This window comes from Scytonema sp. NUACC21 (genome assembly GCF_054684315.1).
The window spans coordinates 15,534-41,332 of sequence record NZ_BAAFZH010000088.1 but is presented as its reverse complement, the minus strand read 5'-3'; the positions used below and the strand labels follow the sequence as shown (position 1 = coordinate 41,332).

Annotated in this window: 16 protein-coding genes and 1 pseudogene; 15 read left to right on the top strand and 2 right to left on the bottom strand. The window is 41.4% G+C overall.

Translation table 11 applies throughout. The features are described from left to right. Positions 1 to 73 precede the first annotated feature (73 nt). Positions 74 to 1,129, bottom strand: a complete 1,056-nt coding sequence (gene mnmA / locus ACYRY3_RS22540; protein ID WP_460203969.1) for a tRNA 2-thiouridine(34) synthase MnmA — start codon at positions 1,127 to 1,129, stop codon at positions 74 to 76. Positions 1,130 to 1,349: 220 nt separating this feature from the next. On the opposite strand from mnmA, the gene ACYRY3_RS22535 reads away from it, so the two are divergent. The 8 genes from ACYRY3_RS22535 to ACYRY3_RS22500 all read left to right on the top strand — a co-directional run bounded on the left by ACYRY3_RS22535 (position 1,350) and on the right by ACYRY3_RS22500 (position 10,564). Further along, positions 1,350 to 2,102, top strand: a complete 753-nt coding sequence (locus ACYRY3_RS22535) for a hypothetical protein (RefSeq protein WP_460203874.1) — start codon at positions 1,350 to 1,352, stop codon at positions 2,100 to 2,102. A 73-nt stretch (positions 2,103 to 2,175) separates the two neighbouring features. After that, a complete protein-coding gene (locus ACYRY3_RS22530; RefSeq protein ID WP_460203873.1) occupies positions 2,176 to 3,762 on the top strand; it encodes an NAD(P)H-hydrate dehydratase in 1,587 nt (528 codons plus the stop codon). A 104-nt stretch (positions 3,763 to 3,866) separates the two neighbouring features. Beyond that, entirely contained in the window at positions 3,867 to 4,502 is a 636-nt protein-coding gene (locus tag ACYRY3_RS22525; protein ID WP_460203871.1) for a Uma2 family endonuclease, read from the top strand. Between the two features lie 304 nt (positions 4,503 to 4,806). Next, positions 4,807 to 6,249, top strand: a complete 1,443-nt coding sequence (locus ACYRY3_RS22520) for an ATPase domain-containing protein (RefSeq protein WP_460203870.1) — start codon at positions 4,807 to 4,809, stop codon at positions 6,247 to 6,249. 532 nt (positions 6,250 to 6,781) lie between these two features. After that, positions 6,782 to 7,957, top strand: a complete 1,176-nt coding sequence (locus ACYRY3_RS22515; RefSeq protein ID WP_460203869.1) for an ATP-binding response regulator — start codon at positions 6,782 to 6,784, stop codon at positions 7,955 to 7,957. Between the two features lie 86 nt (positions 7,958 to 8,043). After that, positions 8,044 to 9,657, top strand: a complete 1,614-nt coding sequence (locus tag ACYRY3_RS22510; RefSeq protein WP_460203868.1) for a patatin-like phospholipase family protein — start codon at positions 8,044 to 8,046, stop codon at positions 9,655 to 9,657. A 35-nt stretch (positions 9,658 to 9,692) separates the two neighbouring features. Beyond that, complete coding sequence (locus ACYRY3_RS22505) at positions 9,693 to 9,995, top strand: hypothetical protein (protein ID WP_460203867.1); 303 nt, start codon at positions 9,693 to 9,695, stop codon at positions 9,993 to 9,995. A 2-nt stretch (positions 9,996 to 9,997) separates the two neighbouring features. Beyond that, positions 9,998 to 10,564: a PIN domain-containing protein gene (locus ACYRY3_RS22500; RefSeq protein WP_460203866.1), complete on the top strand. Its 567-nt coding sequence runs from the start codon at positions 9,998 to 10,000 to the stop codon at positions 10,562 to 10,564. Here the strand turns inward: ACYRY3_RS22500 and ACYRY3_RS22495 are convergent. Further along, positions 10,554 to 10,736, bottom strand: a pseudogene (locus ACYRY3_RS22495) (sugar ABC transporter permease); the annotation flags it as partial. The gene ACYRY3_RS22500 and the pseudogene ACYRY3_RS22495 sit on opposite strands and share 11 nt — an antisense overlap. On the opposite strand from ACYRY3_RS22495, the gene ACYRY3_RS22490 reads away from it, so the two are divergent. From ACYRY3_RS22490 to ACYRY3_RS22460, 7 genes are all read left to right on the top strand, one after another. Then, entirely contained in the window at positions 10,703 to 12,649 is a 1,947-nt protein-coding gene (locus tag ACYRY3_RS22490) for an SDR family NAD(P)-dependent oxidoreductase (RefSeq protein ID WP_460203864.1), read from the top strand. The pseudogene ACYRY3_RS22495 and the gene ACYRY3_RS22490 overlap by 34 nt on opposite strands. 33 nt (positions 12,650 to 12,682) lie before the next feature. Beyond that, positions 12,683 to 13,546, top strand: coding sequence for a 3-hydroxyacyl-CoA dehydrogenase family protein (locus ACYRY3_RS22485; RefSeq protein ID WP_460203863.1), 864 nt, complete (start codon positions 12,683 to 12,685; stop codon positions 13,544 to 13,546). 220 nt (positions 13,547 to 13,766) lie between these two features. Then, complete coding sequence (locus tag ACYRY3_RS22480; RefSeq protein ID WP_460203862.1) at positions 13,767 to 14,018, top strand: acyl carrier protein; 252 nt, start codon at positions 13,767 to 13,769, stop codon at positions 14,016 to 14,018. A 42-nt stretch (positions 14,019 to 14,060) separates the two neighbouring features. Beyond that, positions 14,061 to 15,242, top strand: coding sequence for an acyl-CoA dehydrogenase family protein (locus ACYRY3_RS22475; protein WP_460203860.1), 1,182 nt, complete (start codon positions 14,061 to 14,063; stop codon positions 15,240 to 15,242). A gap of 4 nt (positions 15,243 to 15,246) precedes the next feature. Further along, on the top strand, positions 15,247 to 16,317 hold the full coding sequence (locus ACYRY3_RS22470; RefSeq protein ID WP_460203858.1) for an HAD-IIIC family phosphatase: 1,071 nt from the start codon (positions 15,247 to 15,249) through the stop codon (positions 16,315 to 16,317). Between the two features lie 37 nt (positions 16,318 to 16,354). Beyond that, a complete protein-coding gene (locus ACYRY3_RS22465) occupies positions 16,355 to 22,351 on the top strand; it encodes a non-ribosomal peptide synthetase (RefSeq protein ID WP_460203856.1) in 5,997 nt (1,998 codons plus the stop codon). Positions 22,352 to 22,496: 145 nt separating this feature from the next. Then, the gene (locus tag ACYRY3_RS22460; protein WP_460203855.1) at positions 22,497 to 25,778 is read left to right on the top strand and encodes a non-ribosomal peptide synthetase; all 3,282 of its coding nucleotides are present in this window, start codon (positions 22,497 to 22,499) and stop codon (positions 25,776 to 25,778) included. The last annotated feature ends 21 nt before the right edge of the window (positions 25,779 to 25,799 follow it).

Here is a 25,799-nt window from a genome sequence, read left to right as displayed (position 1 = left end):
TTAGCGGTTAGTCGTTATGAGTTAGTGAATATTGCAAAAAGTACTAACCACTAACTACTAACCATTCACGACTCTAACTAAATTGCTCAATAATGCCACCGCCCAGGACTTTTTCCCCGTCGTACCAAACGGCTGCTTGTCCGGGGGTAATGCTGAACTGAGGTTCGTCAAAGACAAGGCGGACACGTGAGTTTTCCAGAGGAATCACTGTCACGGGTACGGGTGTTGAACGGTAGCGAACTTGTACTTCGGCACGAATGGGGCTGGATGGTTCGGCAATGGACACCCAGTTGACTCGTCCTACTGTACATTCAGGTTGAGTCACTTTTGCGCGATCGCCCACTACCACAAGGTTATTAACTGCATCTAAAGCAACAACGTACAGTGGTTCAGCCGCTGCGATCCCCAAGCCTTTGCGCTGTCCAATCGTGTAATGATGAACACCATCATGCTGTCCCAGTACTTTGCCTGTGGTATCTACAATATCCCCTTTCTTGGGTGCAAGATATTTATCGAGAAATGCTCTCATGGAACCGTTACTTTCCACCAGGCACAGGTCTTGACTTTCTGGCTTATCTGCAGTTTTCAACCCGTATTCGGCAGCAATGCGACGAGTATCTGCTTTTAACAATTCTCCAAGAGGAAATACAGAATTTGCTAGTAAATCTTGAGATAAATCATAAAGAAAGTAAGACTGGTCCTTATTGCGATCGACAGCTCGCAGCAGTTGGTAACGTCCAGTCACTTCATCATATTGAATGCGAGCGTAATGACCCGTGGCAATGCGATCGCACCCCAAATTTTCCCGTGCATACTGTAACATAGGACCAAATTTCACAGTTTTATTGCACTGCGAGCACGGTAAAGGTGTAATCCCTGCACTATAACCAGTTACCAGATAATCGACAATATTTGTCTGGAAAACGTCTCGAATATCAACAACGTGATGGGGTACCCCTAGCTGTTCACAGATATAAGCCGCGTCTATCATACCTTCAGAGCAACATTGACCCTTCCCTTTCATTAACCAAAGGGTCAAACCAATAACTTCATAGCCCTGATTGTGCAACATGGCTGCGGCGGTAGAACTATCAACGCCACCAGAAAGACCTACTACGACTTTGTTCATCTCCGTAAATTTTGCTAGGGTAATGACCGCTTCCGACGGATACAATGAGTGCATCCTGTGCCGGGTTCTCTGGGGAGTTTACCCACAATGTGTCAAGCGATAACTCAAGGTTACCAAATTTAACGGTTTCTCGCCCACTCTACATAGCACCTTCCGTTTAAAATCACTTTGTTAGAAAAGTCCACTAAAAAAACTTTTTAACGGGCATCGCGTCATTACCATGTCAAAAGCAAAACCAAACGGGGCGACAGCATTTATCGAGCGTAAATACTTTTTCTTGATTTTACAGTTACTTTTGGGAGGATGGCTAGCTTCGCTACTGCCATTAAACCTCGTGAAAGCTCAGCAGTTCGATTTACCACCACTACCTCCAGGCAATGTTGAAGAATTTGTAGCACCCCCTGAAACACAGTATCCTGGTTTTCAAGACAACAGGGAGTGCTACCGTGTATTGGTTAGCGAGGGCTATGGAATAGAGAATGTCAGGCGAGTGGAACCAAGAGCTTTCAGACCAGTTAATCCAAGGGGTACCATTCAGGCGGGTCAATTTTGCAACAAAGAGTCCCTTGACCGACGCGTTGAAGAGCTAAGAGAGTATGGAATAGACAACATCGGATACGCCTCAGTCTCTACGGGACAGTTTGTAGCTTATCCTTACCCTGGTAGACCTTCCCGACCGGGCAGACCTTCTCGACCGGGCAACTCTTACTTACCGGGTAGATGTTATGGTGATTACGAAGAAAAACTTTACTATGTAGTTGTTCCTGCCCTTGATAATAATTTATCCAATCTCCAAAACAGAATTAGGGAAACTCTGGGATTTAGGAGAGATGGTGGGTTTATATGTACCAGTAATGAAAGAGGACCTCATGTGAGAGTAGGACCTTTTGACCAACGCTCAGAGGCAGAATATGTGAACAGGGAACTGCGAGACAATAGATTTCGTAACTCTAGGGTTTACTATGGCAAGTAAAAAGTACTGAGTTCTAAGTTCTAAACGCTAAGTAAGATGGAACTCAGAACTTAGGACACAGGAATCGAAACTGATGCAGGACAGGCAAGAACTGATTTCACAAGTAGTAGTCACCGCACAGCAAATGCGCGATATTGAAGAGCGTATGTTTGCAGCCGGAATGCCTGTAGCGGCTTTGATGGAAAAAGTGGCGGGTTTAATTGCCAATCGCATTCAGAGAGGATGGGGGGACAGGGAGACAGGGAGAGGGGGGGTATATAATCCTCATCTCCCCCACTCCTTACTCCGCATTGGAATCCTAACGGGTCCCGGTCACAATGGTGGTGATGCTTTGGTCGTTGCTCGTGAATTACATTTTCGCGGGTACGAGGTTTGGGTTTATTGTCCTTTTTCCAGACTCAAGGAATTAACTTCGCAACATTTACAATACGCTCAAAGTTTAGGGATTCCTTGTTACCAATCCATTGAGAAATTGCCCGATTGCCATCTGTTAATAGATGGTTTGTTTGGATTTGGCTTAGAAAGAACTATCACCGATCCACTAGCCACGGCAATTGCTCAAATTAATGAATGGAATAAACCAGTCATCAGTATTGATTTACCTTCTGGGTTGCATACAGATACTGGTGAAGTATTGGGCACTGCCGTGCGTGCTACCCATACATTATGTTTGGGCTTGTGGAAGCTTGGTTTATTGCAAGACCATGCTCTAGACTACATCGGCAACCCAGAGTTAATAGATTTTGATATTCCTTTAGCTGATATACAGGCAGTACTAGGCAATTCACCAGGCATAAAGCGCATCACAAAAACAACTGCACTATCTACTCTGCCTTTACCCCGTCCGCCAGTCACCCACAAGTATAAGGAAGGGCATTTACTGCTTATTTGTGGTTCGCGTCGATATTCTGGAGGGGCTATACTCACGGGATTGGGAGCAAGAGCAAGTGGTGTGGGGATGCTTTCTATAGCTGTACCGGAATCTCTCAAATCTCTAATGGTGGCACAGTTACCGGAGGCTTTGATTATTGGTTGTCCGGAAACAGATTCAGGAGCGATCGCACAACTTCAACTACCAGAAAATACTGACCTCAGTAAATTTAATGCTATTGCCTGCGGTCCTGGCTTAACAAAAGACGCAAATCCAATTTTACAAGATGTATTAAATAGTACTAATCTCCTAGTTCTTGATGCCGATGGTTTAAATATCCTGGCTGCAATGGGAACTATTCCCACGTTACAAAAACGGCAGGCACCAACAGTACTTACCCCTCACACTGGTGAATTCAAGCGGTTGTTTCCCGATGTTCCTGATGCCAGCCAAGATAGAGTGAAGGCAACGCGAGCCGCCGCCGCCCACAGTCATGGTGTCGTGTTGTTGAAAGGAGCAAGAACTGTTATTGCCAATCCCGAAGGAACAGTTTGGATTAATTCCGAAAGTACCCCAGCTTTGGCGCGTGGAGGTAGTGGGGATGTGTTAACCGGGTTACTTGGCGGATTATTGGCACAAGCTGCTTCTAAAAAGATTCCTGTAGAAGATATCACTGCAACTGCGGCTTGGTGGCACGCTCAAGCAGGGATTTTAGCTGCACAAGAAAGGACGGAATTGGGCGTGGATGCACATACACTGACACAGTATTTAATGCAGGTCTTGCGTTAAGCGGCAATTTGAGTAACTGGTGCGATAGCTTCGCTACAGCATAGCAGCAGATCGCTGCCGTAGTTTTTTACCAAAATAAGAAAATAGCACATTAGGAGAAAACAATGCTCACCAGTCTTAAAGAACTGATTGACTCTTCAGAACTTAGTCATATTGAAGACTTAGAAGAGATACTGACGATTAGTAGTGTTGATTGGGAAATTTATGAGTCCTTGCTAGTTAAACTAGAAGGTGATTCGCATTATCGCATTACCTATTTAGATGGAATATTAGAAATTGTGTCACCCTCAATAAGGCATGAGAAAATCAAATCCCGTTTGGGCTTCTTAATAGTGTTCTATCTTTTTAAAAGAGAAATTAAACATACTCCTATGGGAAGTACCACCTTTAAAGATGAGCTGAAAAAAGCAGGTGCTGAGCCCGATGAGTGTTACTGCATTGGAGAAGAGAAAGATATACCAGACCTAGCTATAGAAGTGATTGTCACGAGTGGCAGCATTAGTAAACTGGAAACCTATAGACGCTTGGGAGTTACAGAAGTTTGGTTTTGGGAAAACAATCAGCTCAAGCTCTACCATTTACGAGAAGAAACGCCAGCAAAATTTTTATCAACTTACGGATACGAAAAGATTACAGCTAGTGAGTTATTACCAGAATTAAATATCTCTCTACTTGAAGAATGCACTTTAATTTCTGACCAAATTCAAGCCATTAAAGAATTTGAAAAAGGCATAACTTGAGTTATATTAGCGCTACGATGTTTTTCTGCTTCATCCATAAAGATAGCCTTCACGAACAATTTCTAGTGATTCGAGTGGGAGGAGGTGGTGGGCTCTCACTCCCTCACTCAAGAGAGCTACGGTAATGAGAGGGGGCTGCTCTGTACTTACTTATGCCCCACCTGTAGCAACCAAATAAACTTTCTTCAACAAAAAATCAATAATTGTACTTAAAAATTAAATAAACTTAATAATTAAAATAAATTCTATTAATTAATCCAAAATATTAATAATATTTAAATTTTTTATCGTTACAACCCACCCAATGCTTAAACAACGCCTGTCTACTGGAGTTTCAGGTCTAGACGAAGTTTTGTATGGAGGTCTCCTGCCAAACCGGGCTTATCTTATTCGGGGCGGTCCCGGTGCAGGTAAAACGACTCTAGGATTGCACTTTCTAGCGGTTGGGGTTGCGGAGAGTGAACGCAGTTTATACATCACCTTAGGAGAGTCACCGGAGCAAATTCGCGCTAATGCCAACTCTGTTGGTATAGACGCTGAAAGCATGAACTTTCTTGACCTTAGCCCCAACACCGAATTTTTTACTCAAGTCCAGACTTACGACATCTTTTCCCCAGCTGAAGTAGAACGGGAACCTACGACCAAAAGAATTATTGACGAAGTAGAAGCTATAAAACCCCAGCGCGTTTTTCTGGATGCCGTCACTCAGTTCCGCTATCTATCTAACGACAATTTCTTATTTCGCAAACAGGTGCTGTCATTCATCCGCTTTCTCTTGTCACAAGGTGCGACTGTAATGTTCTCCTCAGAAGGAACAGATAACACCCCTGATGACGACTTGCAATTTATTAGTGATGGTGTTATTCACCTCAACCAATCTTTGATAGGTAGAAGTATTTGTGTTACTAAGTTTCGTGGTTCAGACTTTCAGCATAGTTTCCACTCCATGCGATTGACAAAAATTGGTATGGAGGTTTTCCCTCGTTTGCAACCGGAAGCTCACAGGAAGGATTTTGTCGCTCAATCGATTCCTTCTGGTGTGCCAGAATTGGATCAAATGTTACACGGTGGATTGGAAAGAGGTACAGTCACGCTAGTCACTGGCGCGACTGGTGTCGGTAAAACGACTTTGGGGCTGCAATTTATGAAAGAAGCTGCAAGCAGAGGGGAGCGATCGGTCATATATACTTTTGAGGAAGCAGCAGATACTTTGTTGCTCCGTTCTGAGTCCGTAAATATTCCCGTTCATGTGATGAAACAGCAGGGGACACTTTCGATAGTGGAGGTGGAACCGTTACGATTAACACCTGACGAATTTGCTCGTTTGGTGCGGCATGAGGTAGAAGTAAGGCAAGCCAGAATAGTTATGCTTGATAGTATTGCAGGCTATCGGGTGTCTTTACAAGGGGAAGATTTAGTCAGGCATCTTTACGCTTTGTGTAAGTATTTGCAGAACATGGGTGTAACGGTACTTTTAATTAATGAGACAGAGCATATCACCGGAGAGTTTTGTGCTACAGAGATGGGCATTAGTCACCTAGCAGATAATATAGTTTTTTTGCGTTATATGGAAATTCACAGCCAAATGCGAAAGGCTATTGGCGTACTTAAGAAACGGTTATCTGATTTTGAAAAAACCCTGCGAGAAATTGAAATCACTCGTCACGGTATCAAGGTGAGTCAGCCACTCCACAGTTTGCGGCATATTTTTAGCGGTACACCAGAGTGGATAGGCAATGACAAATGACTTGTTTTTCATACCCAAACTATTAAGTTTGTGGAGAGGAATCAAAGCATTTATGTTAAGGAATGTAAAATTTATTATAAGTCTTACAAATGACTAATAACAAATGACAAAGAACTATCAAAAACCGTTAACTGTATTTGTATTACCTTACTTAATTTCAGCCTAAATGAGAATCTCCATAATTTGAAACTGCTGGTAAAATAGCAAGCAAATGAGGGATGGAAAACTATCAAGTGCCTCTTATTGTCTGGCACTTGTTTAAGTTTCAGGTAATTTTGTAACAGAAATCAGCCTGGTTTTAGTGGATACATCTAGTAGTCCGCTACATTAATTTTGATGACCTGCAAGCTCCCCAACTGTTTTAAGAATTCGGGATTCCGATCGCCCTAGTGTTGCTTTTCTTACCTTTTATGACAAGAGAGCCACTCCCATTACCCATAACAGTTGGCTAACAGCGTTTGCAGTATGTTACTACAACTATTAGTGTTACAAAAATTCTAAGAATACATCGCAGTTTGCTAGGAGAGTGACTGTGAGCCGCATTTTGCTACTGCTCCACAACAAAGAAAATCGTCGCTTAATGGCGCAATGGCTGAAAACGCGTTATGAGGTGATAGTACCGGACATTGAGACAGGTAAGGGAGAAGCATCCACTCTGTGGGATCGGTCTTTCGATTTGTGTATTTTGTGTGGTGTCATCTTAAAGCGCATTAGTCAGCAGGTACAAGAGAGAAGAAATGCTGAGTCTCCAATTCTGCTGCCGTTTCTTTTAGTGACTCCACGACAGGGAGTGACGATGGGAACTCACGATTTGTGGCAAAATATTGATGAATTAATTATTACGCCAATTGAGAAAGTAGAATTGCTCTCAAGAGTAGAGGCGCTGTTGCGATCGCGTCTTCTCTCAAAGCAATTAGCCGTTGCTAACAAAAAACTTTTGATGGAGATTGAGCAAAGAAGATGTTTGGAGGCAGAAATTCGAGCTTCTTTAGAACAAGAAAGAGAACTTAACGAACTGAAAACTCGATTTGTTTCGATGGTATCTCATGAATTTCGCTCTCCTCTACAAGTCATCTTATCTTCGACACAGATGATCGAACTCTTCAGCCAACAATTATCACAAGAGAGAAAGCAACAATATTTCCAACAGATAAAACAAACGGTGAAAAAAATGACCCAATTGTTGGATGATGTATTGGTAATTGGACGTGCTGATTTAGGAAGATTTAAAGCAAGTCCACAACTTGTAAACTTAGCAGAATTGTGTCGGGATTTGGCAGAAGAAATTCTTTTAAGTACGAATAGTAAGCATACGATCGCTTTCGTAACTTACGGAAATTGTACAAATGCCTGTGTAGATGAAAACCTCTTACGCCACATTTTGCTCAATTTACTTTCCAATGCTGTTAAATATTCATCACCTAGTAGCACTATTCACTTTGTTCTTACATGTTTGGACAATGAAGCTGTCTTCAAGATACAAGATCGTGGTATTGGCATTCCTTTAGAAGACCAAGAAAAACTCTTTAGCTTATTCCATCGTGCTGCTAACGTCAAAGATCTTCCCGGTACTGGATTGGGATTGGTTATCGTCAAGAAATGTGTAGATTTATATGGGGGTACAATTTCCGTCGATAGTGAGTTAGGTATGGGAACAACTTTTACTGTCACACTCCCATTACCACAACTTGCAGTTATTTGCCGTTAATTCTTAGCTTTCTCAGTTTGTTCCCATAGCCACCGTTTGACAAGCAAGCCAAAATATATAAGGAAAGCTGTAAAGGGTACTTTTTTATGTCTATGCAAGCTTACGCGATTTTAGCCGGCGGTGGAGTCAAGGGTGCTGCATTAGTAGGGGGTCTCAAAGCAGCCGAAGAACAAGGCATAAAATTTATAGGATATGGTGGAACATCTGCAGGAAGTATTGTCGCCTTACTAGCAACTGTAGGATATTCTCCAGAAAAAATAAAAAAAATCATGGTAGAGGAAATTAATTTTCATGATTTTTTGGATGATGCAGAAAAAAAGTTGCAACGTTTGAAAGAGCTACCCAATGCTTTTTCTAAAAGTCTTTCAAAAGATTTAGTTTTATTTAAGAATTTAGATTTAATAACCGAACTTAAACAAAATTTAGGTTTTTGCAATGCCAATAAACTGACTAAATTTCTTTTAAAAAAGATTCAAGATAGCGACAAAGTAGAAAATAGCCCATCCTATCTAAGACAACAAATCAAAGAAGCGACAGACATTACTTTTCAAAATCTCAAGGATATTGGGTGCTATCCTTTAAAGGTTGTTGCTTCAGATATCAAAACTCATAAAGTTGTTATATATCCTAAAGATGAAGGAGAGGAAGCTTTAAATTGTTCTGTTATTCAAGCAGTCAGGGCATCCATGAGTTACCCGTTTGTGTTTACTCCAGTGACGGGGATCGATGATAGTATTGTAGTAGATGGTGGATTGAGTAGCAACTTACCAATATTTTTATTTAAGCAAGAACAGAAGAACAATCAAAAACCTGTCATAGCATTTGACTTATACCAACAAGAGGATATCAAAATTTCCTCTAGTGCTAAAACAAAAAAATATGAATTGAGTACGTTCTGTAGTGATATGCTGGCAACTGTAATAGATGCAGGAGATGACTTACTCAGAACGGTTATAGATAAAGTTTATCATGTACGCATCCCTATACCTACAAGCATCAAAACACTTGATTTTTCTATAAATGCAGAACAACGAGAAAATCTTTTTTATAGAGGATATACTGTAACCTCTAGCTTCATCGCATTAAACTTATCTCAATGGAAAAAAGTTAACAATTCCATTCAAAAAATGCAGGCTTTGCACGCCCCGCCCTATCTAGTTAAACCAACACTAAAAATCGTTATTAAAGAATTGGAAGAAACTAGAATTTTGAAAAATTGCCGTTCTTATGTCATGCTGCCAACTGAAGAAGATAAATTTGCGATCGCCTATCAATACAATATGGACGAAGACGCCGATATTGATTGGGAAATAAATATGAATAACAAAGGAGCTTGGGGAGAAGCATGGAGAGAGAAGAAAATTTTTTTAAATCAAGTTGAAAATTTAAAGCAAGACCCTTCCCTATTTAACCTAACCAAACCTCAAGTAAATAAAATACCTAAAGAGAGAAAAACTATAATAACTGTACCAATTTTAAATTGGAAAAATATTATAGAAATGACTGAGGAAAACTTTGAAAAATGTATAAAATTTAAAAATGCTTTTAAAAATATAATTGGAGAATATGAATTAATTGGACTTTTTACCATTGATACTACCACTGAAATCCACGAAATTCTCCAGTCAGAAAGCGTGCTAAATCAAATTTATCGAATTATCATGGTAGGAGCTAGTATTTTGTCAGGAACATTAAAGTAAAATTAAGTATGATCGAGCCAAGTGGAATTCGACCCTTGAACAATAGCAAATTAATGGTTAAAGAGGTAAAGCCAGGTTTATACACGATTGACAATGCCTATGAAGGTGTTTATGAGTATTTTACAGAACCTTCCATTGTGCAACCAGAGCCTACGATTTCTGAAGAATCAATTGAAGATTGGCGACAAAAATTTGGAACAGAAACCAGAGTTTCTTTGACAAAATTACCAATAGAAGCTTTTGATACTTCAAAAAAAATAGCAGTCAAAGTACTTAATAATATCGATCCCGCTATTCAAAATCCTGGTAATGATACAAATAATGAGATTGGGGAATAGAGATGCTGCCAGCTCTAATTGATGCGGATATAGTACTGGAATGGATGCTCAATCGCAGCCCTATCATTGAAGAAGTTGAAATTTTATGGTATCTAATAAATAATCGTGTCATAGAATGTTATATGACAAAAATAGGCTTAGGCAAAATCCATATTGTTCTTAAGGAATTTAATGAGCCTGAGGCAAATCGTTTTGTTTCTTATTTGGAAAACATAGTTAAGATTTGCTCTGTAGATTTTAATCTTCTCCAAGAAGCACGTAAGTACGAAATAGATTTTGAAACAGCAGTAGAGATAGAATGTGCAAAGCAAAAGCACTGCTACTACATAACTCAAAAACCTCAAGAATTAATTAAAAGATATTATGAAAAAGTCCCACAGTTAGGAGAACTATGGGATTTACTAGGACGAGAATTTGCAAGAAAGATGAATGCTCTTATTCGTTTTAAGACAAACAATCAAATGGCAGTTTGGGCAGCTAAACAAGGATTGGGAGAAATTACTAAATGGAATCGGCAGTTTGAAGAAGGATACTATATTGTGTCTGAAGAGCAAAAACTTAATTTGTGAAATTCTCTCCTGTATTACGGTCAAGTAATAATCGCAAAATGGATAAACCTAAAATTATTAAAAATAACACGAGCCCAATTGCACAAGCATAGCTAATTTCCAAATTAGTAAACGCTTGCTCATACAAATAGTAAACTATTGTCTTTGAGCTATTGCGCGGTCCTCCTTGGGTCGTTCTACATCCCTTCATGGAAACGTTCGCTACCACCGCAGTCAAATTGTCGGGTCAAACAAGCAGAATGTTGGTTGGTTTTTGTCGATGAGTATGGGTTGGGCACTCGAATCGTGAAGCAACTGGAGCTTGAAGGTCATGATGCGATCGCCGTCAAAGTTGGGGAACAATTTAGCAATAGAAGCAACCCACAAGGGGAGCAGTTTAGCAAGCGTACATATACAATAAATCCTCAAAAATGGGATGATTACAACACCCTACTCAAAGAACTTCACGCTCAAAATTTAACACCAAAAAGAATTATTCATCTGTGGAGTGTAACACAGTCAGAACTGACGGACTTTAACACAGCCCAAGAACGAGGATTTCACAGCTTGCTGTGTTTGGCACAGGCGCTTGGAAAACAGAATTTTACTGATGAGTTACAGCTTGCAGTTATTTCTAACAATACGCAAGCAGTAACCGGAGTTGAAAATGTTTGTCCGGAAAAAGCGACTGTACTTGGACTTGTTAAAGTTATCCCACAAGAATATTCAAATATTAAATGTCGCAGCATTGATGTTATTATTCCCTCACCAGGAAGTTGGCAAGAAGAGAAATTTGTGGAGCAATTGCTGAACGAGCTTAGAGCCAATTCTTCTGACTCAGCAATCGCTTACCGTGGTTTGGAACGGTGGGTGCAAACCTTTGAGCCTGTGCAATTGGATGCAAGCGTTCCTGAAACACCAAGGTTAAGGGAACAAGGAGTTTACCTGATAACTGGTGGACTTGAAGAGATAGGACTTGTGGTAGCCGAACATCTAGCAAAAACAGTACAAGCAAAACTGCTGTTTTTGGAGCGGGAAGATTTTCCCAACCGAGAGGAGTGGGAAGAGTGGCTGGTAACTCACGATGAGCAGGATAACATCAGCTGCAAGATTCTCAGAGTGCAGGAACTGGAAAAGCTGGGGGCATTAGTCTTAATCTTGAACGCCGATGTGGTAAATTTAGAACAGATGCAAAATGCGAAAGCAAAGGCACAAAAGCAGTTTGGTGAACTCAATGGAGTGTTTCACACAGCTAAAGTACCCGTAGAGAAGTTATTTAGTCCTATTGTAGAGATAGACTGTACTGAGTACGAGCAGCAATTTCAAGCAAAAGTGCAGGGACTGTTAGTCTTGGAAGAGGTTTTGCAGTCCCAAAAGCTTGATTTTTGTCTGTTGATGTCTTCGTTAACCTCTGTTTTAGGAGGATTAGGCTCTGTTGGCTACTCAGCAGCAAGTCTTTTGACGGACGCTTTTGCTTACCAGCACAATCAGAAAAATCCTGTTCCTTGGATGAGCGTCAACTGGGATGTATGGCAATTTGGAGCAGACAATCAACAAATACCTACAGGTACAAGTTTAGCGGAATTTGCTATCAAACCGCCTGAAGGTATCAATGCTCTTGACCGTCTTCTTTTGTGGAGTCAATATCATCAAATAGTTGTCTCGACTGGTAATTTACAATCTAGAATTGACCAATGGATTAAGCTAGAATTAAGACAAGAGAAAAATGCTTTTCAACAAGCCAATTTATCTTCTCGTCACTCAAGACCGAATTTAAAGAATGCTTATGTTGCTCCTAGTAATTATGTAGAGCACAAACTCGCTAACATTTTTCAAGAGTTACTGGGTATTGAGCCGATTGGTATTCATGACAGCTTCTTTGCATTAGGAGGGGACTCTTTAACGGGAACTGTACTTATTTCCCAGCTTCGCAAAAATTTTCAGGTAGAACTACCTGTTCGTTCTCTCTTTGAAGCGCCTACTGTAGCTGAGTTAGCTTTGGTTATTGAAGAAATTCTCATAGAAGAAATAGAACAATTATCTTCAGACGAATTTAATTCGACTTGGGAAAGGGATAAAACTCCTGATATGCAATTGTCAAATTAGATAGCAAAGGTCGAGCGATTCAGGATAAAAATCATGAAAATTCAAGTTGTCGGTGTAGTCGGAGCAGGTGTGATGGGAATTGGGGTAGCCCAAAATCTCGCCCAAACTGGTCATCAAGTGATTTTAGTAGATATTTCCGAAGACATTTTAGAGAATGCCAAAAAGGAAATTAGGAATAACGTCCGTTTTCAAGGTTTTTTCCAGAAAAAGGAGCAAGCAGAAAGCCCTGACAATATTCTGCATCGAATTAAATTTTCTACCAACTACAAATTTCTTGAATCAGCAGAATTTGTTATTGAAAATGCCACGGAAAAGTGGGATATTAAAAAGGGGATATACGCACAGCTAGATGCGATTTGTCCTGAGAAGACTGTATTTGCAGCCAATACTTCTGCCATTTCCATTACTCGCATCGCTTCAGTAACTAAGCGTGCTGATAAAGTTATTGGGATGCATTTTATGAACCCAGTACCAATGAAGCCGATGGTGGAAATGATTCGCGGGTATCACACATCTGATGAAACAATCTCGACAGCAAAAGAATTGTTGGCACAGATGGGAAAAGAAGGCATTCTTGTCAATGATTCGCCAGGTTTTGTTTCTAATCGAGTCTTAATGTTGACTATAAATGAAGCGATTTTTCTGATACAAGACCAAGTTGCTTCAGTGGAAGAAGTGGATAGAATTTTCAAAACTTGCTTCGGACACAAAATGGGACCGCTAGAAACTGCCGACTTAATTGGATTAGATACGATTCTTTTCTCCATCGAAGTTTTGTACGAAAGTTTCAACGACAGCAAATACAGACCATGCCCAATACTTAAAAAAATGGTAGATGCAGGGCTGCATGGTCGCAAAAGTGGACAAGGTTTTTATACTTACAACGGAGCTATTTGAAAAGATTCGCCTTTTCCCACTCCAAAAAATATTTACAGTTGTAAGGGTGCAAGGCGTTGCGCCCCTACCAATGTACTTCATTTACCTGAAAAATGCTGTATGAATTAACTGTAGGTTTGTGGAAAATACAGAAGAGATAAGGGTCGGAAATAGCTAAGTTGAGAGCAGAGCGGGAGTCAAGATTTTTCTAGTTGTCCTTAAGACGAAGGTGAATTAAAAAATGCAAGAAATACAAACAAAAATCAAGGGATTTCTTTCACGTTTTTTCCGTAATTATGATTTACAGCTAGATGAGGATATCTTTTCTCTTGGTTTTGTCAATTCTATGTTTGCCATGCAACTTGTATTGTTTCTTGAACAAGAATTTCAAATTACGATTGAAAATGAAGATTTGGATTTTGCAAATTTTAGAACGATAAATGCTATGACTCGTTTGATAGAAAGCAAGACAACTTTAGTTGCACAAAAGTAAGATTATCAACATTTGTGAATCTTTTTATATAGAAGTCAAAAAATGAGAATCGAGTTGACTGCTCAACAAAAAAACGCTCAAGCTGAATTTAGAGCTTTTGTAGACGAAGAGATTGTTCCTCATGCAAATTTTTGCGATCGAGAAGAGCTTACTCCTCCAAAACTTATTAAAAAGTTATCTAATATCGGATATTTGGGTGCCATTTTACCTAAAGTTTTTGGTGGTAAAAATATAGATATTATTACTTATGGTCTTCTTAACGAAGAAATTGGGCGGGGATGTTCTTCGTTGCGGAGTTTGCTCACAGTTCACAACATGGTTGCTCATGCTCTTTATAAATGGGGGAATAAGTCTCAAAAAGAATATTGGCTCCCCAAATTAGCATCTGGTGAAGTCATAGCTGCTTTTGCCTTAAGTGAACCTAATGTAGGTAGCGATGCCAAAAGTATAGAAACTACAGCAACACTTTCTGGTGACTCTTATGTCTTAAATGGTCAAAAGAAATGGATTACCTACGGACAAATTGCAGATGTCTTTTTAGTGTTTGCCCAATGTTCGGGGAAAGCTAGTGCTTTCTTAGTTGAAAAGAACAGCCCAGGACTTTCGATACAACCGATTTCTGGAATGTTGGGTGTTCGGGCTTCCATGCTCGCTCAATTGCACTTTCGCAATTGTCGGATTCCCCAGGAGAATCTGGTAGGTAAGTTAGGTTTTGGTTTTTCCTACGTGGCTTCTTCTGCACTAGATTATGGAAGATACAGTGTTGCATGGGGTTCTGTGGGTATTGCTCAAGCCTGTTTAGAAGCTTGTATTCAGTACACAAGCGAACGACAGCAGTTTGGTGTTTATCTTAAAGAACATCAATTAATTCGGCAGATGATAACTGAAATGATAGCTAATGTGAAAGCAGCAAGATTACTGTGTTATCAAGCTGGCTATCTCAAAGAGATTAGCGATCCAAACTCGATAATAGAGACTTCTATCGCCAAATATTTTGCATCCACAACAGCAACCAAAGTCGCAAATGATGCTGTCCAAATCCACGGTGCCAATGGTTGTACTAGTGAATATTCTGTTGCTAGGTATTTGCGAGATGCCAAAATTATGGAAATCATCGAAGGAAGCACGCAAATACAACAGATAACCATCGCTGATTACGGTTATCAGGAGTATATGTCACAGCCTGCTCCCACTGTATCTCAAAACTTATTGGCAAGGACGTGAGAACATGATTACCACAAAAGCTGAACTTTCAAATAATAAACAAGCCGATAAAAAAGCTATTAAATGCGTGGTTTGGGATTTAGATAACACGCTTTGGAATGGTGTTTTGTTAGAAGATGACCGCGTTTCTTTGCGAAACCAGGTAGTCGATATTATCAAAATATTGGATAGTCGCGGCATTTTGCAATCTATTGCCAGTAAAAATGATTACGCTAGAGCAATGGCGCAACTCCAAGAGTTTGGTTTACACGAATATTTTTTGTATCCCCAAATCAATTGGAACTCTAAATCTAGTTCAATTCACGAAATTGCTCAGTCCCTCAATCTTGGAATCGATACATTTGCCTTTATAGATGACCAATTATTTGAACTGGAAGAAGTCAATTTTTCACTTCCTGAAGTCCTTTGTATTAATGCCGCTGAATTAGCACATATACTAGATATGCCAGAAATGAATCCTCGTTTTATTACAGAGGATTCAAAACTGAGACGATTAATGTATATTAGTGATGTAGATAGAAATAATTCCGAAAAAAACTTTGTTGGAACTCAAGAAGAATTTTTAGCTACACTCAATATGACTTTTACTATCTCTTCTGCCCAAGAAGAGGATTTGCAGAGAGCCGAAGAATTAACAGTCAGAACCAATCAATTGAATACAACTGGCTATACATACTCCTATGATGAACTAAATCATTTTTGCCAATCGGATAAGCATAAACTGCTGATTGCCAGTTTGGATGATAAGTACGGCAGTTACGGCAAAATTGGCTTAGCTCTTGTGGAATGCCAAGAGCTAGTGTGGACTATAAAACTTTTGCTGATGTCTTGTCGCGTTATGTCCAGAGGCGTCGGCACAATTATGCTGAACTATATTATGACATTGGCTAAAAATAACAACGTCCGTTTGCGTTCTGAGTTCGTCTCAAACAATCGTAATAGAATGATGTATGTATCTTATAAGTTCGCTGGTTTTAAGGAAGCTGAGAAGAGAGGTGATTTGCAAATTTTAGAAAATGAACTTACACGCATTCAACCCTTTCCTGAATACGTAAAGGTCAACATTCGTAATTAGAAGGCATCAAGAGTGCTTGTAGTTTAATAGGGGCGTTATGGACAACACAAAAGATAAACTTTTACAACGACGGTCAAAACTTTCACCCACTCAGCAAGAGTTGCTAGAAAAGCGGCTGCGAGGTAAATTTGAGTCTAATTCCCAATTAAAAATTATTCCTCGACGTTCTCAAACCGAGCCTGCAGCTTTATCGTTTGCCCAGCAGCGGCTGTGGTTTCTGCATGAATTTGCTCCGGATAACGCTTTTTATAGCGAACCTGTAGCTGTAAACCTCAAGGGTTCGCTGAATGTGGTAGCACTGGAACAGAGTTTCAACGAAATTGTGCGCCGCCATGAAATTCTACGCACGAGTATCCAGACAGTAGAAGGACAACCAATTCAAGTCATCGCCCCAACCTTAAGAGTGACGCTACCATTGGTGAACCTGTATGAATTGCCAGCATCTGAGCAAAAAGCAGTAATTCAGCAACTGGCAATTGCCGAAACTCAACAAGCTTTCGACTTAACCAAAGATGTGTTACTACGAGCTAGACTTATACAGCTTTCTGAAGCAGAACACGTTTTGCTGTTAATCATGCACCACATCGTCTTCGATGGATGGTCGCTGGGGATTCTCGTCCGCGAACTAGCTGACTTTTACACAGTGTTCGCCCAGGGGCAACCCTCGTCCCTATCAGAACTGCCCATCCAGTATGCCGATTTTGCTGTCTGGCAGCGGCAGTGGTTACAGGGAAAGGTGTTAGAAAATCAGTTAGCTTACTGGAAGCAGCAGCTGAAAAATCTCCCTCTTTTAGAACTACCTACCGATAAACCTCGGTCAGCAGTAGAAACCTTTAAAGGTGCAAAGCACCTTTTTGCGCTGCCCAAGCCAGTACTTGAAGCACTCAAGACCTTAAGCCAGCAGGAAGATGTGACGCTGTTTATGACCCTGCTGGCGGCATTCCAAACGTTGTTGCACCGATACACAGGTCAAGAAGAAATCGTTGTCGGTTCTATGATTGCTAACCGCAATCGCCCAGAAATTGAACAGTTGATCGGGTTTTTTATCAATAACTTGGTGTTACGCACTAACGTTTCTGGGAATCCTACCTTTCAAGAGTTACTAGCACGGGTGCGCCAAGTAACCTTAGGGGCTTATGCCCACCAGGACTTGCCATTTGAAAAGCTGGTGGAAGTTCTTAACCCAGAGCGAAACTTGAGTCGGATGCCGCTGTTTCAGGTTTTGTTTATTTTCCAAAATGCCCCATTGCCACCCTTGGAAGTGGAAAACTTGACTATCACCCCATTAGAGGTAGATAATGGAACAGCAAAGTATGATTTGTTCCTAAGCCTTAAAGATACAGAGCAAGGACTGACAGGATGGATGGAGTATAACACCAACCTGTTTGACGCAGCTACGATAACTCAGATGCTGGGACATTATAAAACCTTGCTAGAAAGCATCGTCACCCATCCAGAGCTGCACCTCAGCGAATTGCCAATTTTGACAGAGGTGGAACGTCAGCAACTGCTGGTGAAGTGGAATAACACCAAAACAGACTACTTACATAACCAGTGCATCCATAAGCTATTTGAGGCTCAGGTGGAGCGCTCACCGGATGCTGTGGCAGTGGTCTTTGAAGATGAACAGTTAACGTACCGGGAGCTGAATCGGCGGGCTAATCAATTGGCGCACTATCTGCGATCGCTAGGAGTGAGACCAGAGGTATTGGTGGGAATTTGTGTGGAGCGATCGCTCTCTATGCTCATCGGGCTGTTGGGCATCCTTAAGGCAGGTGGAGCTTATGTACCGCTAGATCCTGCATATCCACAATCACGGTTAGCTTTCATATTAGAGGATACGCAGATATCGGTGCTGTTAACTCAAGAAAAGTTAGTTGCAGCTTTGCCAACACACAAAGCGATGGCAGTGGGCTTGGACACCGACTGGGAGGAGATTACCAAACAGAGCGCTCTTAATCCCATCAATCAGGCAACCAGTGAAAACTTGGCATATACAATCTACACTTCTGGTTCCACAGGTAAACCTAAGGGTGTACAAATTCCCCACCGTGCATTGAGCAACTTCTTGCATGCTATGCGGCAAAAGCCTGGGTTAAGCGAGCGAGATACCTTGCTGGCTATCACCACCTATTCCTTTGATATTGCCGCATTGGAACTTTTCTTGCCAATTATAGTGGGTGCTCGCCTGGTAGTCGTTAGCCGGGAAGTTGCTTCGGACGGAACGCAGTTGTCAGCTTTACTCACTCACTCAAATGCTACAGTCATACAAGCCACACCAGCGACATGGCAACTACTTTTGGTAGCAGGCTGGCAGGGAAACCATCTATTGAAAATTCTCTGTGGCGGAGAAGCTTTATCTGGACACCTAGCAAATCAATTACTCAATAGGTGTGACTTCCTGTGGAATATGTACGGTCCTACAGAAACCACCATTTGGTCAGCAGCGTGTCTAGTAGAAAAAGACACCAGCGTTGTACCAATTAGTCACCCGATTGCTAACACACAGTTTTATATTCTAGACCAACACGGTCAATTAGTTCCTGTTGGTGTACCAGGAGAACTTCACATAGGTGGCGATGGACTAGCACGAGGCTATTTTAACCGTCCGGAACTAACTGCTGAGAAATTTATTCCCAATCCCTTTAATAACAAACCGTCAGCAAGATTGTACAAAACAGGAGACTTAGTTCGTTATCGAGCAAACGGAGAGATAGAGTTTTTGGGACGAATTGACCATCAGATAAAAGTCCGGGGCTTCCGCATAGAACTCGGAGAGATTGAAGCCGTACTGAGCCAACACCTAGTAGTAAAACAGGCAGTGGTCTTGGCGCAAGAGGATCGCTCGGGCAACAACCGCTTAGTGGCCTATATAGTTCAAAATTTACAACACCAGAGCTTAGAAGAGTTAGTACCAGGGGCATCCAGTTATGACGAACAGGTTTCGCAATGGAAGCTTGTCTGGGATGAAAATTACAGCAAAACCTCTGTGCATCATGACCCAACATTCAATTTGATTGGCTGGAATAGCAGTTATACGGGTCAGCCTATTCCCGTTGAGGAGATGCACGAGTGGGTGGAGCATACAGTAGAGCGCATCCTTACCCTTAAACCGACCCGTGTACTGGAGATTGGTTGTGGTACAGGTCTACTACTGTTTAAAATCGCTTCCCACTGCACCCAATACTGGGGCACGGACTTTTCGCAAGAAGCTCTAGACTATATTCAACAGCAGTTGAATATAAAGAAGCAGCAGCTGACACAAGTTACTCTTTGCCAAAAAGAGGCAGACAACTTTGAGGGAATTGAAGCGGAAACATTCAACGCAGTCATCCTCAACTCTGTGATTCAGTATTTTCCTAGCATCAATTATCTGCTTCGCGTATTGGAAGGCGCTGTAGCTCGTGTACAGCCTGGAGGCTTTATTTTTATCGGAGATGTGCGTAGCTTGCCACTCTTAGAAGCTTTTCATAGCTCAGTTCAGCTGTATCGTGCACCCTCCTTTTTATCCAAAACCCAGCTACAGCAGCGGGTAAAACAAAGCATTGCCCAAGAAAAAGAACTGGCGATCGATCCAGCATTCTTCATAGCTCTGAAGCAACATCTCCCGAAAATCAGTCATGTCCAGATTTATCCCAAGCGTGGTTATCATCAAAATGAGCTTACTAAGTTCCGCTATGATGTGATTCTCCATGTAAACGCTGAAGTAAATTCCGCTCAAGAGTTCCCCTGGTTGGATTGGCAGGAGCAAAAGTTAACAGTGACTTCTGTCCGTCAACTGCTAGAATCAACAAAACCCGAGATGCTTGGGCTACGACGTGTGCCAAATGCGCGTCTGTTAGCAGAAGTCAAAACAGTAGAACTGCTTGCCAGTGACTCTGGATCTGAGACAGTAGGCGATATAAAGCAAGCCTTAGAGTCAATTGATACTGGATCTGGTGTAAATCCAGAAGACCTATGGACCTTGAAGAGCGAATTACCGTATGCTATCGACATCAGTTGGGCAAGTGCTGCTGTCGATGGCAGTTACGATGTGATATTGACGCGATGCCCGATGGCGGCAAGAAGATTAAAACAAATATTTCCTGCTTTCCCTGGTGAAACAGTTCGCCCTAAACCTTGGACTTTTTATGCCAATAATCCTCTAAAGGCGAAATTTGAGCGTGAATTAGTGCCACAACTACGCAGCTTTTTACAGGAAAAACTACCTGAGTACATGGTTCCTTCTGCTTTCATGACGTTAGAGGCATTGCCTTTGACGCCTAATGGCAAGGTGGACAGGCGATCGCTATCAGCGTTTGCTTTTACACAACTTCAGTCCGGAGTCAACTTTGTAGTTCCTTCTACCCCCATCGAAGAAATGCTAGCTGGGATATGGGCAGAGGTTCTCGCTATTGAGAAAGTAGGCATTCACGACAACTTCTTTGAGTTGGGGGGACACTCCCTTCTAGCGACTCGTGTCATTTCCCAAGTGCGGCAGGTTTTTCAGGTAGAGCTTCCCTTGGGTCGTCTGTTTGAGAAGCCTACAATAGCAGAGTTAGCCCTAAACATTGAAACAACTACCAAGGCAGGTTTAGGACTAGAAGCACCGCCCATTGAGCAAATTTCACGGCCGCAAGAGTTACTTCTATCTTTTGCACAACAGCGACTGTGGTTGCTAGCTCAGTTACAGCCAAACAATCCTTTCTACAATATGCCTGCGGCTGTTCGCCTAGAGGGACAATTAAACATAAGAGCATTACAACAAAGTTTCAACGAAATTCTGCGCCGTCATGAAGCTTTGCGAACGAATTTCCAGACCGTAGAAGGACAACCCGTAACAGTTATCTCATCAGCAATACCGCTACTGTTGCCTGTATTTGACCTTAGTGAATTACCTGCAAATCAAAAAGAAGTTGAAGTCAGGCAACTGGCAGATAAAGAAGCGCAACAACCGTTTGACCTCAAAAGTGACCTAATGCTGCGGGTAAAACTACTGCGCCTTGGTGAACAAGAGCACATAGTACTACTGACCATGCACCATATTGCCTCTGACGGTTGGTCACTAGGCGTGCTAATACGTGAGTTCGCAACACTTTATCAAGCCTTCTGTAATGAACAACCCTCACCGTTAACTGAATTGCCAATCCAATACGTGGACTTTGCTGCTTGGCAGCGGCAATGGTTGCAAGGGGAAGTCTTAGAGACTCAGCTTTCCTACTGGAAGCAACAGCTTGACAGCTTGCCCGTGTTGCAACTGCCTATTGACCGTCCCCGACCCACAGTTCAAACTTTCCGGGGTGCCAAGGAATATCTAACATTACCCCCGGATCTAGCAAGAAACCTTAAAGTCTTAAGTCAGCAGAAAGGAGTGACATTGTTTATGACACTGCTAGCGACTTTTAAGACTTTACTACATTGGTACACCAGCCAAGATGATATAGTTGTAGGTACTGATATTGCCAACCGTGACCGAGCCGAAATTGAAGGTTTGATTGGATTTTTTGTCAATCAACTGGTATTACGCACAGACTTATCAGGTAATCCCACTTTTCAAGAGTTGTTGGGACGGGTGCGAGAAATGACATTAGCTGCTTATGCTCACCAACATCTGCCATTTGAGAAATTAGTAGAAGTTCTCAAGCTAAAGCGGACTCTAGATCTTATGCCGCTATTTCAGGTCAAGTTTATTATCCAACCCCCACTACCACCCTTGGAGCTTTCGGATCTAACTCTAAGGCTGTTGAATAGCGATACCGGGACAGCAAAGTTTGACTTGTTTGTAAACCTTACAGATACAGAGCAAGGGCTGATTGTGGACTTGGAGTATAACTCAGAGATATTTCAAGCTTCCAGCATGACCCGGATGCTAAGACATTTTGAAACACTTCTGCGTACTGTTGTTACACAACCCCAGATCAACCTGAACGCCCTAAAGAAAGTTCTCACTGACGCAGATAGGCAACAACAGATCGCTAAAGAAAAAGAACTAAAAGAAACTCGCCTTCAAAAATTTAAAAATATAAAGCGTAAAGTTAGTGAACCAAGAATTTGAATTATGAATGGTATTGACGCTAATAAGAAAAAGAGCTTGCAGAATCAAAGTCAAAGAAAAATCAGTATGTTTAATTGATGAATGAAACAATAAAACGAATGCTAGAAATGAGTTGTTAATAAATTAGAGTATTCGAGGTAGAGACGTGCAAAAGGAAATTGTTGAGGGTTATCGACTCTCTCCCCAGCAAAAGCATCTATGGTGGTTGCAACAGACCGAGCGTAACCAAACCTATCGTGCTCAGTGTGCTATTAAGATTGAGGGAAATCTTAATACAACAAATTTAAAGATGGCTCTACAGGATGTAGTCAATCGACACGAGATCCTTCGCACCAAATTTCATTGTCTGCCTGAAATGATACTCCCAAGTCAGGTTATTGCTGATAGCGCCATACTATCGCTACAGTATCAAAATTTGAAAGGTATAAATCCGCAAGAACAAAACGCGAAGATGGAAACGCTTTTTGATGAAATTAGCAATCAGCGTTTTGACTTGAGGCAAACACCACTGTTGCATATAACTTTGGTTGAACTGTCATTGTCTCATTATCTGCTGTTCTTAAGTTTGCCTGCCATCTGTGCAGATACAGCAACACTCAATAATTTAGTGCGTGAAATTAGCCATTCATATGCAGCATATTTGTACGGTAAACCTCTATCAGATGAACCAATACAGTACGCTGATGTTTCCGAAATTTTTAATGAATTAATTGAGTCCAAAGAAACAGAATTAGGAAAAGAGTATTGGCGTCAACAAGATATCTCTGCTATTTCTAATTTCAAATTTCCTTTTGAACGTCAACCTGCCGAAAAGCAGAAGTTTACACCTAAATTTATAACCCGGACAATTAATCCAGAACTGGCACTGAATATTGAAGCGACAGCACGGACGTATAATACTTCAACTTCTACACTATTTCTGGCTTGCTGGCAGATTTTGATTCAACGAATCACTGGACAGTTAGACGTGATTGTTGGTATCGCTTGTGATGGACGCACATATGAGGGATTAGAAGAAGCGTTAGGGCTATTTGCGAAATATTTACCGCTTCATTGTCATCTGGCAGAAAATATTCGATTCAACGAGATGTTGAAACAGGTTGACGAATCGCTCGGTAAGCTCTCTGAATGGCAGGAGTATTTTACTTGGGAACAAAATGTTGAATCGGTTAGCAGTGGAATAGAGTTATCATTTTTTCCTATTAGTTTCGAGTTTGAGGAGCGGGATGCTAAATATTCTGTAGACGATGTCTCCTTTTCTATCTCCAAGCAGTATACTTGTATTGACAGATTCAAAGTAAAACTCTGCTGTGTTCGTTGGGATGAATCTCTGAACTACGAATTTCACTACGATGCTAACGTCTTTGCAGTAGAAGATATCCAACGTCTAGCGGGTCAATTTGAGACTTTGTTAGCCAGCGTTGTGAAGAATCCTTCTTTCGCGATCGCTTCTTTCGATATCCTAAGCTCAAGGGAACGAGAGCAACTTTTAATTGAATTCAACAACACAAAAACTGCTGCCCCACAATACCAATGCATACACCACTGGTTTGAATCACAATGCGAATGCACACCGGACGCGGTGGCAGTGGTGTTCGATCGGGTGCAATTGACGTACTGTGAACTGAATAACAGAGCCAATCAGCTAGCACACTATCTGCGATCGCTAGGTGTGAAACCAGAGGTACTGGTGGGAATTTGTGTAGAGCGATCGCTCGACATGGTAATCGGACTGTTGGGCATCCTCAAAGCAGGTGGCGCTTATGTACCCCTCGACCCTACTTATCCCCTGGAGCGCTTGGCTTTTATGTTAGAAAACTCTCAACCAAGCGTATTGTTAACACAACAGTACTTAATTGAGACTCTACCAACTCACAAGGCTAAAGTAGTTTGTATAGACAGCAACTGGTTTGCGATCGCCCAAAAGAGCATAAAAAACCCTGAAAGTAACATCACCTCTGATAACCTTGCTTACGTCATCTACACCTCTGGCTCTACGGGTAGACCAAAAGGTGCAATGAATACTCATAAAGGAATTTGCAATCGCTTAGTATGGATGCAGGACACTTATCAATTAACAGCAGCAGATAAGGTTTTGCAGAAGACACCCTTCAGTTTCGATGTGTCAGTCTGGGAATTTTTCTGGCCGGTGATGATAGGTGCAGGTTTAGTGATAGCTCAACCAGAAGGACATCGAGACACTAACTACTTAGTGAATTTGATAACACAGCAGCAAATTTCTACCATACATTTTGTACCTTCCATGCTACAAGTGTTTTTGGAAGCAGAAAATCTAGAAAGTTGCAAGTGTCTTAAACGGGTGATGGCAAGTGGTGAGGCACTACCAGTTCAACTGCAAAAACGCTTCTTTAATCGTTTGGATGCTGAATTACACAATCTTTATGGTCCGACTGAAGCCGCCGTAGATGTCACCTATTGGGCGTGCGTGCAACAAAGCAGTACTCAAGAAAATAGCCCTATCCATCAAAATACAGTTCCTATCGGTCATCCGATTGCTAATATCCAGATTTATTTGCTCGATCGGCATTTAAACCCTGTTCCTATTGGTGTAACGGGCGAAGTGTATATTGGTGGTGTGGGAGTAGGTAGGGGCTATTTAAACAGCCCCGAACTGACAGCAGAAAAATTCATCCCCAACCCTTTTAGCGATAAGTCAGCTTCCCGTCTGTACAAAACTGGGGATTTAGCCCGTTATCTGCCCAATGGAGAGATAGAGTATATTGGACGTATTGACTACCAAGTCAAAATACGCGGTTTCCGTATCGAACTAGGAGAAATTGCGGCAATCATCAGTCAACACCCAGCAGTGCGGGAAACTGTAGTCGTAGTATGCGATGATTTAGCAGATTCTCAACGAATAGTTGGCTATGTAGTTCCGCAAAAAGAGCAAACACTAGTAATTCCGGAACTACGTAGCTTTTTGGAATCAAAGCTACCAAAATACATGGTGCCATCGGCTTTTGTTACCTTAGAGGCACTACCACTCACACCTAATGGTAAAATTGACCGTAAGGCATTACCAACACCTGATACAGCATATCCTCAATTAGAAACGGTTTATCAGGCACCCCAAACCGAGGTAGAGCAGACTATTGCTGATATTTGGCAAGAAGTCCTTTATATCGAGAACCTAGGAATTCATGATAACTTTTTTGAACTCGGTGGTCATTCATTGCTGCTGGTTCAGGTTCATAGTAAATTACGTGAAGTATTTAAAAAGGATTTTTCTATTCTCGACCTGTTCAGATATCCGACCATAAGCTCTTTAGCAGATTATTTTAATCAAGTCAAGAATCAACAACCATCTTATTTGACAGAAATTGTCACTGAAAAAATTTTAGATGGTAAAGCTCAACAAAGAAAGCGTTTACAAAAACTTAAATCTATTGAAAACATTAAAGGATAGGAGGTCAAATAATTAATACTC